We start from the raw sequence: 13,178 nt of genomic DNA on the forward strand, positions 1-13,178 counted from the left end.
GATCGGTGTTGCCTTGGCCGGTGGGCGGATCAGCCGCAGGGCGCGGCGATCCGGTCGAGGTCGCGGGTGGTGACGGTGCCCAGGAACCCCTCGGTGCGGTAGTGGTCGCAGGCGGCGTGGACATCGGCCGGGCGCCGGGCGTAGTCCACCGCCAGCACGACCTTCCCGGCGTCGCGCAGAGCCCGGGCGTCGGCGAGGTTCTCCGAGCAGTAGTCCTCGGTGCAGGGCCGGTCGGTGGCGCGGTAGAACAGCTCCTCCATGCCGATGCCGTCGATCGCGTCGGTGTAGCCGGGATAGCGGCGCAGCTCCGGGGAGTTCTGCGGCACGATCCAGAAGCCGGGCCGTTGTCCGCGGGCGTACCGCGAGATCCGGTCGACGAGCCCGACCATCGCGACGGCCAGGCGGTCGCGGTTCCAGCCGGGCACCAGGTGCAGGTCGATCTCCTCGTAGGCGAGCGGCGTGTCCAGGTACACCCCGTCGAACCCGGCGGCCAGGGCCCGGTCGACCCGCGGCTTCACCACGCGGTCCCACCATCGCTCGTCCCAGTACCGCACGAAGGACTCGTCCGGCCAGTCCTCCCAGCGGTTGAGCAGGAGATCGCCGGCCTCGGCGGCCAGTCCCGGATACTCCGGGCGGAAGCGCTCGAGGCTGCCGATCTCGAAGTACGCCAGCACCCGCTTGCCCGAGGCTCGCAGCCCCGCGATCTCCTCCGGCCGGAACCAGTTCGCGTTCGCGTCTCGGGCCAGGTCGATGACGGCGAGCCGCTGCGAGGCCCGCGCCAGCGCCGCGAGCCCGCCGTCGGCGTAGCCCTGCAACTGGTACACCCAGCCATCCCCGGTCGCCGGCGGGGGATGGCTGGGTGCGCATCCGACGCACGCGGGCGCGACGAGGACGACCGCGGCGGCAAACACGGCACCGCGCGCGAGCGCGGCGTTCACTGACCGGTGCCGTCGAGCGCGGCCCACACCTGCTTCACCGACTCGGCCATCGTGTGGGTGGGCACCCACCCGAGGACCGCCTCGGCCCGGGCGATGTCCGCGCGGATCCAGTCGACGCCGACCGAGCGGGCCGGGCCGCTGCCCTGCTCGACGATCGCGCCGCTGTACCCGGCCGCTCCGGCGAGGCGGCGCACGGCCTCCCGGGCCGTCACGGCCTGTCCGCTGCCGACGTTCACGACGCCGGAGCCCCGCTCGGTCCGGGTGGCGGCGGCGACGACCGCCGAGGCCACGTCGCGCACGTCCACGAAGTCCCGGTACGCGCTGAGCGGCCCGAGCAGCACCTGCCCGGCCGCCCCCGCCAGGGCGTCGCGGATCAGCACCGCGGCCCGCCCGAGCAGGTTGTCGCGGTGCAGGCCGGGGCCGATCGGGTTGAACACGCGCAGCGTCACGCCGTCGACGAGCCCGGCCGCCGTCGCCAGCTGCAGCAGGCGGGTGGCGGCGAGGTGGGTCGTGCCGTACTCGCCGACCGGCGCGCACGGATGGTCCTCGCCGACGCTGGTGCCGTGGGCGACCGGGCCGTACTCGGACGCGGACCCGAGCCTGACCAGCCGGGCCCCCGGCGCCGCGGCCGTGACCGCGTCGACGAGCCGGACGGTCGCCACCGTGTTGGCCTCCAGCAGGTCGAGGGCCGTGCCGGTGAGCCGGCCGGTGCAGTTGACGACGACATCGGGGCCCGACTGGCGGATCAGCGCGGTCAGCGCGGCGACGCTGCCGGTGACGAGGTCGTGGCGGGCGCGGGGCGGGCAGCTGAGGTTCGCGACCCGCGGATCGGCGGCCAGCGCCTCGCGGACGCTGGAGCCGACGAATCCCGACGCCCCGAAGATCAGCACCCGCAGCCGGCTCATGCCGCCACCTCCGCAAGCTCCGGCGCCGGCACGAGGAAACTGTGCCCATGATGAGCGGCCCCTCCGCTTCGCTCCGGACCGCTCATGCCGCCACCTCCGCAAGCTCCGGCGCCGGCACGAGAAAACTGTGTTTCATGATGAGCGGCCCCTCCGCTCCGCTCCGGACCGCTCATGCCGCCACCTCGCTACGCAGGGGCAGCAGGGCCGGCTCGAGCTCGCCGAAGCGGCGGTTGGCCTCGTCGTACTCCTCGGGACGGCCGATGTCGAGCCAGACGCCCTCGAACTCGTACGTGTGCGGGAACTCCCCCTGGCGCAGCAGATCCTGGATCAGCCGGTCGAAGCCGAGCGCCAGGCCCGGCGGGTAGGGCGCCAGGGTCTTGCGGGGCATGGCGTAGATGCCCATCGAGACGCGGTGGCGATACGCGGGCTTCTCGGTGAAGCCGACGACCCGGCCCTCGACGACATCGAGGACGCCGAACTCCATCCGGGTCGTCTGCGCCGCCGTCGCGATCGTCAGCGGCGCCCCCGCGCCGCGGTGCTGGGCCAGCAGGTCGGCGTGGTCGAGATCGGTGAGCAGGTCGCCGTTCATGACCAGGAAGTGCTCGGGCAGCTCGTCCTTGACCAGGAACAGCGGACCGGCCGTCGACAGCGGCACGCTCTCCTCGACGTAGCCGATCTCGAGCCCCCAGCGGGAGCCGTCGCCGACGAACGCGCGGATGAGCGGGCCGAGATGGTTGATGGAGAGCGTGACGGAGGTGAAGCCCCGGGCCGCCAGCTGTTCCAGGACGATGTCCAGGATCGCGTGCCGCTCCCCGATCGGCATCAGGGGCTTGGGCAGGGTGGTGGTGTACGGACGCAGCCTGACGCCCTTGCCACCGGCCAGAATGACCGCATGCATGTGCTTGATTGCCTGCTTTCGTTGTAAGAGCGTCACCGGTACTGCCGAACGCGACCCACGGACGGAATGAGGGCCACGGCGAGCAACACGAGCAGCAAGGCGACGCTGCCGAGGAAGGGTGCGGCGGCCTGCGCCCCGAGCGCGGCGGCCAGGGCGACGCAGAGCCGGCCGTAGCCGCCGTGCGCCGCCAGGACGAAGACGAGGAGGACGGCGCCCGCCAGCAGGACGCTCGCCGCGGCCATCGCCTGCGCGGCCGGCGTGAGACGTCCCGCCTCGCGCAGCCCGGCGAGCACGACCGCCCCGGCGAGCGCGGCGACGAGACCGCAGGCGCAGACGTCGAGCGCGAGCCGCCACCACAGCCGCCGCCGGAAGCCGCCGGGCCCCCACGCCTCGTGCAGCAGTTCCCGCGCCCGCTCACCGAAGCGGCGGGCCCGCCACTCGACGAAGCCCATCGACACCACCAGCGGCAGCGTCGCGAGCAGCACCTCGAAGTGGTGGGCCAGCAGCGGCGCCTGGGGCAGCAGGACCAGCGCGGCCAGGAGCGCGGTCGAGAGCACGACCAGCGCGAACGTGCCCCACCGGCCCCGCATCAGCGGCCGCAGCCGGCCGGGCGTCGCGTCGCCGGGCGCCCGCAGTGCCCGGCGGAGCGCGACGCCGAAGGTCACCACGGTGCAGGCGAGCGCCGCCGCGATCACGGGGGTCGGCGGCCACCAGCCGGCGAGCACGAACCCGCCGCCGGCCACGACCGCGGGCGACATCAGGGCCACCAGCCGGGCCTCGGCCCGGTAGAACACCAGCACGGTCGAGGCGAGCTGGTACGCGGTCACGGCCGGCACCAGCAGCGCGGCCGCCGCCACGCCGCTCATCACCGCGACGGCCGCCCCGAGGGCCGCGGCCACCGCGACGCCGCACACGGCCCCGCGAGCCAGCAGCCGGCCCGCGGCGGCGTCGTCGCCCTGGTTGATGTGCTGGTACGCCAGCCAGGTCAGGCCGCCGGCCCACACCCAGCCGAGCAGGCCGGCGACGACGACGGCCGCGAGGGGCGAGCGCGGCACAGCGGCGAGCACCGCCGGAAACAGCACGCTGGGCAGCAGGTAGAGCCCGCCGTGGAACAGCTCGCGCCACTCCCGCCGCCGCGGCGGCCGGCTCGGCGGACCGACCGCGGGGCCGTCCAGCCGGACGCGAACCGACTCGGCGAGCTCGAACACGTCGCGGTAGCCGTAGCGGACCCGCGCGGCCCGGTCCGTGACGCCCCGCGCCTCCAGCAGCGCGGCCAGGTGCAGCCCGTCCACGAACCGCCCGTCGCCGGAGGCGGCGCGCACCTCGGCGGCGAGCGTCTCGACCGGATCCGTGCCGAGCTCCGGGCGGTCGGGAACGGGCGCGGGGCGCACGATCGGCAGGGCGATCGTGCTGGCCGTCGCCCAGCCCCGCGCGGCCGACGCCATCGACGTCGGCCGCACCTCGCTCACCGTCATCGCAGTGCCCCGGCCGGGGTCCGCCCGTCCAGCGCGGGCGCGGCCAGCCGCTCGTACAGGCTGCCGTACGCCTCCAGCGACTGGGCCAGGGTGAACCGGTCGAGCACACGCTGGCGGGCCCGGACGGCCAGATCCCGGCGCAGGTCCGGATCGAGCAGCAGGGTCGTGCACGCGTCGGCGACGGCGGCCGGGTCGCGCGGCGGGACCACGAACCCGGTGTCGCCGACGGCTTCCGAGACGCCGCCGACGTTCGTGCACACCATCGTCCGGCCGCACGCCATCGCCTCGATGACCGAGTACGGGAACCCCTCCGAGATGCTCGTGAGCGCGACGACGTTGCCGCTGTGGTAGGCCGCCACCGCGTCGGGCGCGCTGCCCTCCAGCCGCGCCGCTCCCACGAGGTCCAGCCGCTCGATGAGGGCGGTGCAGCTGTCCCGGTACGGCAGGTCGATCGCCGCCCCGTAGATGCGCAGCCGCGCGTCCGGCACCCGCCGGCGCACGAGCGCGAAGGCCCGGATCAGCGTGTGCAGGTCCTTGAGCGGGTCGATCCGTCCGACGTAGACGATCGTCGGCTCCTCCGGCTCGGTCCGGGCGCTCGGAAACAGCTCGGGCGCGATGCCGTTGTACATCGTCCACATGCGATCGGGATCGGCGCCGTTGCGAAGCTGCCAGCGCCGGTTGTACTCGGAGTGCGGGGCCAGCGCGTCCGCGACCTGGTAGGCGGCGCCGGCGAGGCTGCGCTGGAAGCTCAGCAGCAGCACCGCGACGGCGTGCGGCAGGTCCCCGCCCACCTGCTCGAGATACCGCTCCCGCAGATAGACGCCGTGCTCGGAGATGAGCATGGGCGTGTCGTACGTCCACTTCGCCGCCATCGCCACCAGCGTCGACAGCCCGTTCATGGCGCAGTGCACCACGTCGGCGCGCACCGGCGGGACGGCGAGCGGCCGCAGCATGGAGCCGATCATTGCCACCGCCTGCGCCGCGTCGGCCAGCGTGAGCCGGCGCGGCCGCCCCGCCAGCGCCGGATGCCCGCGGCCGAGCATCGTGGCGACATCGTCCCACCGGTCCTGCAGGCGGCCCAGGGCCGCGTTCGAGCGCAGCGCGGACCCGATGTCCCCGCCGCCCGCCGCGTACTCGTGCAGCCCCCGCAGGGCGAGCAGGAACCGCCGGCGCTGGGCGGCGCCGCGCCGCGGATCGGGGTCCGGCGGCGCGACGAGCGCGACCATGAAATCCTCCAGCGCGGCGTGGAACAGCGACCGGGTCGCCCGCCCGGGGCGCCGGAGCCGTTGGCGACCGGCACTCCACAGCGGAATGGTGACGACCCGCTCGAGGTTCTCCGGCAGCTTCCACCGCACCGGCTCCCGGCCGTCCACGCAGAGGGCGACCGCTTGCCACCGGTGCTCGGGCAGGCCGTGCACGAGCTGGTCGCACCAGACGCTCACCCCGCCGAGCGCCTGCGGGTACGTGCCTTCCGACACCAGCACCACCCTCATGAGCGCGGGCTCGCCGTGACGGTCACCGCGGTCGCGGCGGCGAGCGTCAGCCGGGCGGACACCTCCGGGCCGTACGTCGTCGAGCCGGTCCCGCTCGCGCCGCTGACCGTCACCGATCCGGCGAGCGGGCCGGAGACCGTGATCGTGTGGGCCGCCGGGTCGTAGACGGCGTCGACACCGCCGCGCAGCTCGGCGAAGTGCGCGGTGCGCTGGGTCGCGTACGCCGCCAGCGTCGGCCAGTCCGGGCTGAGCAGCGGCACGGTGTAGTAGGCGCTGTACTTGGCCAGGACCTGCTCCAGCCAGTCGGTCAGCAGCGTGCGGCCGGAGCCGTAGTCGTGCAGGTTGGCGATGTGGAACGTGTGGGTGTAGAGCGATCCGGTGGCCAGGTGCGTCAGCGCGACGTTCGCCTCGGCGTCGAGCATCTGCGCGTAGGTCAGGTTGGTCGGCCAGAACGGGAACTTGCCCGACGGTCCGTAGAACGAGTTGTAGAAGGCGGTCTGCTCGGCGGGCGTCGTCGTGTGGTACGCGATGTTCGTCGGCCAGTCCGGCACCACGGTGATGCTGGGCTCGAGCGGGTGGACCTTGCCGCAGTTGAAGCAGTCCGGCACGTGGCTCGGGAAGGACATGTTGCCGTGGACGTACCGCACGCCGAGCGCCTTCGCCGCGGCGAGGAACTGCGGGTTGGAGGCGGCGAGCCCGTGGTCGGTCGGCGGGTCGACGTCGTCGTCGGGGTTGTCGTTGTAGACGCCGAGGCCCGAGTACTCCCCGGTCTTGAGGATCGCGTTCGGCTGCGACAGGCCGAGCTGGGTGGCGACGGTACGGTTGGCGGCGATCTCGTTGCTGCTGGTGGCGTAGTCCGTGAAGTTGAGCTCCGGGTGGGTCAGCGTGTGGTTGATCCAGCGGAACTTCGTGGCCAGGCACCGGCTCGTAGCGGTCAGCGTGCTGACGCCGCCGTTCGGGCTGCACTGCGTTCCGGCGGTGAGGTCCGCGTCGCCGCCGTTGTACGCGAGGTTCAGGGTGAGGCCCGACGCGAGCGGGTAGGTGGTGCGCAGTGCCGTCTGACGCTGGTTGGCGTTGTACGCCTCGTGGCCGGACATCGCGAAGCCCGGGTCGGATTCGATGTGCCCGTCCGGGTAGTAGTGGTCGGCGGTGTTGAACCAGTCGTCGACGTCGACGTCGAGGAAGTGCCGCTGCTCGCCGAGGAACAGCCCGCGGCTGGCCCAGCGCAGCATCCCGTAGGTCAGCAGGAAGGACTGGGTGAGGTACTGGTTGGAGGTGAAGGTGAGGGCGAGGCGCTCCCGGCCGTCCGTGGAGGTGCTGCGCACGCCGAGGATGTCGGAGCCGTTGACGAGGACCGGATCCGCGGCACAGCCGGCGGCGACCCGGGTCTTGTACACGTACGACTGCAGGATCGGCACCTTGGCGGTCGTCTTCAGCGTGTCGAAGACACCGGCGCCGGCCGTGGTCAGCGAGGCGGGCAGCGCGGTGTCACCGACGGAGGTCTCGCTCGACGAGGTCAGGCAGTAGTTCTCGGGAAAGGTGCCGTAGCTGGTGTAGAGGGCGGCCTGGCGCACGGCGTAGTCGCGCTCGTACGCCCACAGGGTGTTCCATTCGGTGCCGTCGAGGCCGCTGATGTAGGAGCCGCCGCTGTTGTACAGCAGCGAACTGCTGGTGAGCAGAATGGCGTTGTACTTCCCGGCCCCGTCGGACCGCAGCAGCGACGCCGCCGTCAGCGGCTGGTCCTTGGTGAGCAGCACGTCGTAGGCGGCCCCGACGCGGTCGAGCGTCGAGCGCCACGTGTCGACGCCCCAGTCGCCGGAGTCGACCCCGAGAACCAGTGCCCGCAGGCCGACCTTGGCGGTGGCCGGCGCGGCCAGGGTCGTCGCCCCGCTCGAGGGGGACTGAAGGTTCGGGCGCACCGAGAGGTCCCGCTTGAGGGGCACCGATCCCTTCACGCTGGGCAGCGGCGCACCGGGCTTCGCGGGTTTGCGGGGGCCCGGGTCGCCGAGGACGAGGGCGTGGTCGTGACCGGCTTTGACGGGGCCTCGGCGGGCGGGTGCGGCGGTGGCCGATGATGCGGTGCCGGCGACGAGGAGTGTGCCGACGGCGGCGGCGGTGAGCAGCTTGAGCAGAGCCATGAAATCTCCGGTTCGCAACGGCCGCGCGGCAGAAAATGGGCGCACGCGACCAACGCCGGTCAGCGTGGGAGCGCTTCGGCGGGAAGGTTTGTGGAACGAGCCGATGCTACGAGCGGTCGGCCGGACGCGGGGCCGTCTGGGGTGTGAGTTCGCGGATGGCCTTTCCGGTCACCCGATCTCACATCGGCCCGTGCGGCGTGAGAGGGACACGTCGACGCGGGTAGCTTGGGGGTCGACGGGCGTGCCCGTCAGGCGCGCCCTCTGAGGAGGTCGAGATGATCGGGACGATCCTGTGGGCGATCATCGGCGGTATCGTGCTCGGTGTGCTGGCACGGTTGATCCTGCCGGGGCGGCAGAATATTTCGGTCCTGGCGACCGTGGTGGTCGGCATCCTCGCCGCCTTCCTGGGCGGCTTGGTCGCGACCTGGATCGGTGTCGGCAAGACCAACGGTGTCGACTGGATCCGCCACGGCATCCAACTGCTGTTCGCCATCGTCGGCATCTACATCACCGCGCAGGTGTCCACCCGGCGCGGAGGACGGTCCGGCGCCGCGATGCGGTAGCGCCGCCGGACCGTCGACGGGTCGGTTCCTACTGGACCGCCCCGGCCTCAGTCTCCGTCCGAATTTCGCCGTCCGGGGACGCGGACTGCGCGGCGACCCGGGTGGGCCGCCGCGCCTCGATCCACTCCTGCAGGGCCGGCCCCGACTCGAGACTGGCGATCATGGCGTACCGCGGCTCCGGGCCGGGGTGGAACACCGCGTGCCAGAGGCGCTCGGTGTCCACCACGAACTGGGCCCCGCGCGGCAGCGGGATGCGGTACTCCGTGGCCGGGTCGTCGCGGTCCTCGCGCAGCACCATGTAGCTGTCCGGGTCATCCGTCAGATTCAGCCAGGCGCGCACCACCCGGCCCTCGCCCGGCGGGTTCAGCCGGTTGTTGTCGTCCAGGTGCATGTGCCGCTGCACCACCGTCTCCTCGTCCACGGACGGCCAGAGCTTGATGACGCGGACCCGGCCGAAGCGGGCGCCGACGGACGTCACCCAGTCGCACAGCGAGGGCGTGCGCAGGGCGTTGGCGGTCCACTTGCCGTCCTTGTCCGGCTGGTTGTGCTCCCAGAACCCCCGCGGGTCGTCGTCGCCCATGGCGGAGGCGAGCACGGCGAAGTTGGTGTCACCGCCCGACTTCCAGTCCAGGTAGGTCAGCGACTCCCACTCGACCGGATCGATGCTGTGCCGATCCCGCCGCAGGGTGAGAAATCCCGTCGGGCCGAGCTCCGGGAGCTCATAGTGCGGCACGCTCGCGAGCGCCTCGGGAGATTGCTGTTCGTTCATTGTCATTTGGCCGAGCCTGCCCAGCCCGGCCGTGACGACACCCGCCGCACGCGGTGCGGCGGGTGTGATTTCGCCTGATCGCGGCGCCTCACCCGCCGTGGGACGCCCCGCGCCGGTCGGCGTTGTGGGCGGGATGCGTGCGCCAGCGCACCTGCCGCTGCTGGGCCCGGCGGTGAGCATTGCGGTGCCCGCCGCGGCGCCGCAGCAGCAGTGTCTGGGCGATCCCGTCGTGCATCCCGGGCCGGGCCGGCGCCGCGGGCACGGGCTCGGGGTCGATGCCGTGGTAGACGCGGCTCGCCGGGGTGATGCCGCCGACGACCATCTGCGCCAGCGTGCGCTCCATGCCCATGCAGGTGTCCTCGACGTACTCCAGCCCGGCCGCCTCGGCGATCCGGCGCGCCTCCGGGCTCTCGATGCCGAGCTGCAGCCACACCGCCCGGGCCCCGAACGCCGCCACCTCGCGCACGATCTGGGGCGCCTCCGCGGCCGGCCGGAACACGTTCACGACGTCGATGCGCCACGGGACGTCGGCCAGCCGCCCGTAGACGTGCTCCCCGAGGATGCGATCGGCGTGCGGGTTGATCGGAATGATCCGCCAGCCCTGCTCCTGCAGCATCTTCGGCACCCAGTACGCCGCTTTGAGGGGATCGCGCGATGCTCCGACGACCGCGATCGTCCGCGCGTCGGCCAGAATCTGCCGTGCGGTGCGCATTGGACTCATCTCCAATCCGAGCCGAGTCCTGGTCTCGGTTCCAGCGTTGCCGGGCGTGGCCTGCCGCGCAAGGCCGAACGTCCCGAATCGGGCGGCAATGCGGCCCGCACCTCAAGCGGTGCCGGTCAGCAAGGTGGCGAGCACGTCGCCGCGGCTCACAACGCCCACCACCCGATCGCCGGCGACGACGGGCACCGTGCGCAGGCCCTGCTGCAGCATGATCGCGGCGACCTCCGCGACCGTCGTGCCGGGTGCGGCCACCAGCGGCAGGCCCGACATCACCTCGGCCACCCGGCGGCACGCACCAGGCCGCACGACGGCCGGAGCGCAGCCACGCGCCACGGCCCGCAGGCCGCCCGTGCGCTCCCGGAGCAGGTCCATGTCGCTGATCAGCCCGACCAGGGCCTGGCGCTCGTCGACCACCGGCATCGTCGTGATGGACAGCCGCTCCAGCAGCGCGAGCGCATCGTCCAGCGAGGCGTCACAGCCGATCGTCCAGGCCGGCGCGGTCATGATCTCGGCGGCGCTCGTCACCACCCCTGGCTACCCGCGAAATCGCGGTGTCACCGCCCGGCCCGCCGCAGTCTGCGCCGAGTCTGCCCGCCCATGCATGAACCACGGCATCGGGGGAACCAGTCTCCGTCACCAGAACCACCGATCAACCTCGGGGAGCGCGGTCGTGAAGGCGAAGATGGGCGACAAACTGATCGAAGAGGGCACGCGGGTGGGCGACCATCGCCGCATCGGCGTCATCACCGAGGTGCGACGCGACGACGGCACGCCTCCGTACAAGGTCCGCTGGCTCGACACCGGCCACGAGGCGCTCGTCTTTCCCGGGCCGGATGCCCGGATCGAGACCGCGGGCGCCTCCGACCGGCCCGGGTGACCGACGAGTTCCCGGAGAGGGCCGGCACGCCGCCGACGGGACGTTCGGCCCTGACTGTCACCGTCGGCGACCGATAGTGTCAAAGTGCCAGGGGGTGAATCGGATGGCGACCACGATGATCGTGGGTGCGCTGATCGCGTGCGTCTACGCCGCGCTGATCGCCTTGCACGCAGCCGCGATCCGTCACGGCGGCACGGCCCGCAAGCGGCTGCATCCCGCTACGTGGCTCGCGGCCAACGGCGAGCGGCGGCGTGGACGCGAGGAGAGCGGCATGGTGCGGCGCCGCATCGCCGGCGAGCTCGACCGCCGCGGCTACCACGACGCCATGGCGGCGCTCGCCGCGCGGGACGCGATCGAGCATCCGCTCGAGGTGCCCAAGTCGCTGCGGTGAGACGTTGGAGGTGAGCGTCACGGCCCGGCCCTGCCCGGGCCGGCCGGCGCCGGGTGAATTTCACCAGCTCGGCACATCGATCCGGTGGGATCGGGCAGCCGTTGCGCCACGGACACCTGGAGCCGAAGGAGGAGCGCGATGCACACGGCCCTGCTCCGGGCGGCGCGGGACGCACGGCTCGCCCCGTCGATCCTGAACTCTCAGCCGTGGCGCTGGCGGACCGGCGGCAATGCGCTCGAGCTGCATGCCGATCCCGCCCGCCAGCTGCTGCACATCGACCCGCACGGTCGGCTCATGATCCTCAGCTGCGGCGCCGCGTTGCACCACGCGCGCGTGGCGCTGTGCGCCGCCGGTCACGAGCCGGTCGTCGAACGGCTGCCCGATCCCGGGCGGCCGATGCTGCTCGCCCGGATCGTCATCGGCCGGGCGCAGCCGCCGACGAGCGAGAGCCTCGCGGCGTACGACAGCATGCGCCGGCGCCACTCCGACCGGCGCCCCTTCCCGGCCGACGCACGGGTCCCGGCCGAGGCCCTCACCCGGATGCGGGCCGCCGCCGAGGCCGAGCGCGCGCACCTGTACGTGCTGGGCTCGCCGGACGTCGAATATCTGCGGTACGCCGCGCAGGGCGCCCACACCATCACCGCCCACGACACCCGCGCGGCGGAGGAGCTGCGGCAGTGGACCCACCGCGACGAGGCCGCCGACGGGGTGCCGCCCGCCACGGTGGTGCCCGAGGTGCCGCGGCCGGTGCCGGTGCGTGACTTCGGTCTCGGCACGGAGGCCGAGCTGCTGCCCGGTGCCGGCGACGACGCCGGCGCCGAGTACCTGGTCGTCGCGACGGGCGGGGACGGGCCGCCGGACTGGCTCGGCGCGGGCGAGGCCACCAGCGCGGCCTGGCTGACGGCGACGACCGAGGGGCTCGCGGCATCGCCGATGAGCGAGGTGGTCGAGATTCCCGGCGCGCGGGTGCTGGTCCGCACGCTGCTGCCGACCCGCGAACAACCCCAGCTCGTGCTGCGCGTGGGCGTCCCGCCGACGACCGAGCCTCCCCCGGCTCCTCGCCGGCCCGCCGCCGGCATCGTCACCGAGGGCTGACGGCCCACTGGGCGTCCACTGTGGAGGCTCACCCGACTCCGCCGGAGGCAAGCACAGCCTTGCCTTCGTTGCGGCGTACGGATTCGGGGTCGTACCGTCGTTGACGGGTGGGTGATCAACGATGAGCGAGAAGACCATGCCGGCGGCGATCGTCGCGGCCGTGCACCCCGGCGAGCTGCACACCGCCGGGGCGTCGGGACGGTTGAACTGGCTGCGCGCCGGGGTGCTGGGGGCCAACGACGGCATCGTGTCGACCGCGGCCCTGGTCGTGGGCGTGGCGAGCGCGACCACCTCCACCGTGGCGATCCTCAGCGCGGGGACGGCCGGGCTCGTGGCGGGCGCCGTGTCGATGGCGCTCGGCGAATACGTGTCGGTGAGCACCCAGCGCGACAGCGAGCGCTCGCTGCTCGCCACCGAGCGGCGCGAGCTCGAGCAATACCCCGAGGAGGAGTTCGAGGAGCTCACCGCGCTCTACCGGGCGAAGGGACTCACCGAGTCGACCGCCCGGCTGGTGGCGCAGGAGCTCACCGCGAACGACGCATTCGCCGCCCACGCGGAGGCCGAGCTGCACATCGACCCGGAGGCGCTGACCAGCCCGTGGCAGGCGGCCGCGGCGTCGGCGGTCTCGTTCACCGCCGGTGCGCTGCTGCCGCTGCTGGCCATGCTCCTGCCGCCGGCCGAGACCCGCATCCCGATCACCGTCGTGGCCGTGGTCCTGGCGCTCGCGGTGACCGGGGCGGTGAGCGCGCGCCTGGGCTCGGCCGGGGTCGGCCGCGCGGTCGCCCGGCTCGTGGTCGGCGGCGCCCTGGCGATGGCGGTCACCTTCGGCATCGGGCAGCTCGTGGGCACCGCGGCCGGCTGAACCCCGTCACGGCGCGGCGGCCGCCCAGCGGCATTCACGGCGGTGCCGGCCCC

Annotated in this window: 13 protein-coding genes and 1 pseudogene; 5 read left to right on the plus strand and 9 right to left on the minus strand. The window is 73.3% G+C overall.

Annotated elements, in window-relative coordinates:
- Positions 1–29: 29 nt before the first annotated feature.
- From ABT369_RS46365 to ABT369_RS46390, 6 genes are all read right to left on the minus strand, one after another.
- Entirely contained in the window at positions 30–1,007 is a 978-nt protein-coding gene (locus ABT369_RS46365) for a glycoside hydrolase family 191 protein (protein ID WP_502891913.1), read from the minus strand.
- Positions 935–1,843 (minus strand): NAD-dependent epimerase/dehydratase family protein, encoded by a 909-nt coding sequence (locus ABT369_RS46370; RefSeq protein ID WP_350623003.1) that lies wholly within the window; start codon positions 1,841–1,843, stop codon positions 935–937. Before ABT369_RS46370 ends, ABT369_RS46365 begins: the two co-directional genes overlap by 73 nt.
- A gap of 169 nt (positions 1,844–2,012) precedes the next feature.
- Entirely contained in the window at positions 2,013–2,741 is a 729-nt protein-coding gene (locus ABT369_RS46375) for a nucleotidyltransferase family protein (RefSeq protein WP_350623005.1), read from the minus strand.
- Positions 2,742–2,773: 32 nt separating this feature from the next.
- Positions 2,774–4,210 carry a hypothetical protein gene (locus ABT369_RS46380; protein ID WP_350623007.1) on the minus strand — a complete coding sequence of 479 codons (1,437 nt, stop codon included), beginning with the start codon at positions 4,208–4,210 and terminating at the stop codon, positions 2,774–2,776.
- A 2-nt stretch (positions 4,211–4,212) separates the two neighbouring features.
- Positions 4,213–5,694 (minus strand): GT4 family glycosyltransferase PelF, encoded by a 1,482-nt coding sequence (pelF, locus tag ABT369_RS46385; protein WP_350623009.1) that lies wholly within the window; start codon positions 5,692–5,694, stop codon positions 4,213–4,215.
- An 11-nt stretch (positions 5,695–5,705) separates the two neighbouring features.
- The gene (locus ABT369_RS46390) at positions 5,706–7,847 is read right to left on the minus strand and encodes an Agd3-related carbohydrate-binding protein (protein WP_350623011.1); all 2,142 of its coding nucleotides are present in this window, start codon (positions 7,845–7,847) and stop codon (positions 5,706–5,708) included.
- Positions 7,848–8,122: 275 nt separating this feature from the next.
- Between ABT369_RS46390 and ABT369_RS46395 the strand changes: the two genes are divergently transcribed.
- Complete coding sequence (locus tag ABT369_RS46395; RefSeq protein WP_350623013.1) at positions 8,123–8,410, plus strand: GlsB/YeaQ/YmgE family stress response membrane protein; 288 nt, start codon at positions 8,123–8,125, stop codon at positions 8,408–8,410.
- A 28-nt stretch (positions 8,411–8,438) separates the two neighbouring features.
- Here ABT369_RS46395 and ABT369_RS46400 read toward each other — a convergent pair whose 3' ends face one another.
- The 3 genes and pseudogenes from ABT369_RS46400 to ABT369_RS46410 form a co-directional block, all read right to left on the minus strand.
- Positions 8,439–9,185, minus strand: coding sequence for a hypothetical protein (locus ABT369_RS46400; RefSeq protein ID WP_350623015.1), 747 nt, complete (start codon positions 9,183–9,185; stop codon positions 8,439–8,441).
- 319 nt (positions 9,186–9,504) lie between these two features.
- A pseudogene (locus tag ABT369_RS46405) lies at positions 9,505–9,891 on the minus strand (CoA-binding protein); the annotation flags it as partial.
- A gap of 111 nt (positions 9,892–10,002) precedes the next feature.
- On the minus strand, positions 10,003–10,425 hold the full coding sequence (locus ABT369_RS46410) for a CBS domain-containing protein (protein ID WP_350623017.1): 423 nt from the start codon (positions 10,423–10,425) through the stop codon (positions 10,003–10,005).
- A gap of 157 nt (positions 10,426–10,582) precedes the next feature.
- Between ABT369_RS46410 and ABT369_RS46415 the strand changes: the two genes are divergently transcribed.
- The 4 genes from ABT369_RS46415 to ABT369_RS46430 all read left to right on the plus strand — a co-directional run bounded on the left by ABT369_RS46415 (position 10,583) and on the right by ABT369_RS46430 (position 13,125).
- A complete protein-coding gene (locus ABT369_RS46415) occupies positions 10,583–10,777 on the plus strand; it encodes a DUF1918 domain-containing protein (RefSeq protein ID WP_350623019.1) in 195 nt (64 codons plus the stop codon).
- Between the two features lie 103 nt (positions 10,778–10,880).
- A complete protein-coding gene (locus ABT369_RS46420) occupies positions 10,881–11,168 on the plus strand; it encodes a hypothetical protein (protein WP_350623021.1) in 288 nt (95 codons plus the stop codon).
- Positions 11,169–11,306: 138 nt separating this feature from the next.
- Positions 11,307–12,263 carry an Acg family FMN-binding oxidoreductase gene (locus ABT369_RS46425; protein WP_350623023.1) on the plus strand — a complete coding sequence of 319 codons (957 nt, stop codon included), beginning with the start codon at positions 11,307–11,309 and terminating at the stop codon, positions 12,261–12,263.
- A 121-nt stretch (positions 12,264–12,384) separates the two neighbouring features.
- Positions 12,385–13,125, plus strand: a complete 741-nt coding sequence (locus tag ABT369_RS46430) for a VIT1/CCC1 transporter family protein (RefSeq protein WP_350623025.1) — start codon at positions 12,385–12,387, stop codon at positions 13,123–13,125.
- The last annotated feature ends 53 nt before the right edge of the window (positions 13,126–13,178 follow it).

The organism is Dactylosporangium sp. NPDC000244, from assembly GCF_040300725.1.
GTDB lineage: Bacteria > Actinomycetota > Actinomycetes > Mycobacteriales > Micromonosporaceae > Dactylosporangium.

What these genes read in the sequence shown, in the direction of transcription:
- ABT369_RS46370 (WP_350623003.1), bottom strand. Translation starts at nt 1,843, where the DNA reads ATGAGCCGGCTGCGGGTGCTGATCTTCGGGGCGTCGGGATTCGTCGGC.
- ABT369_RS46375 (WP_350623005.1), bottom strand. Translation starts at nt 2,741, where the DNA reads ATGCATGCGGTCATTCTGGCCGGTGGCAAGGGCGTCAGGCTGCGTCCG.
- ABT369_RS46390 (WP_350623011.1), bottom strand. Translation starts at nt 7,847, where the DNA reads ATGGCTCTGCTCAAGCTGCTCACCGCCGCCGCCGTCGGCACACTCCTC.
- ABT369_RS46395 (WP_350623013.1), top strand. Translation starts at nt 8,123, where the DNA reads ATGATCGGGACGATCCTGTGGGCGATCATCGGCGGTATCGTGCTCGGT.
- ABT369_RS46400 (WP_350623015.1), bottom strand. Translation starts at nt 9,185, where the DNA reads ATGACAATGAACGAACAGCAATCTCCCGAGGCGCTCGCGAGCGTGCCG.
- ABT369_RS46415 (WP_350623019.1), top strand. Translation starts at nt 10,583, where the DNA reads ATGGGCGACAAACTGATCGAAGAGGGCACGCGGGTGGGCGACCATCGC.
- ABT369_RS46420 (WP_350623021.1), top strand. Translation starts at nt 10,881, where the DNA reads ATGGCGACCACGATGATCGTGGGTGCGCTGATCGCGTGCGTCTACGCC.
- ABT369_RS46425 (WP_350623023.1), top strand. Translation starts at nt 11,307, where the DNA reads ATGCACACGGCCCTGCTCCGGGCGGCGCGGGACGCACGGCTCGCCCCG.
- ABT369_RS46430 (WP_350623025.1), top strand. Translation starts at nt 12,385, where the DNA reads ATGAGCGAGAAGACCATGCCGGCGGCGATCGTCGCGGCCGTGCACCCC.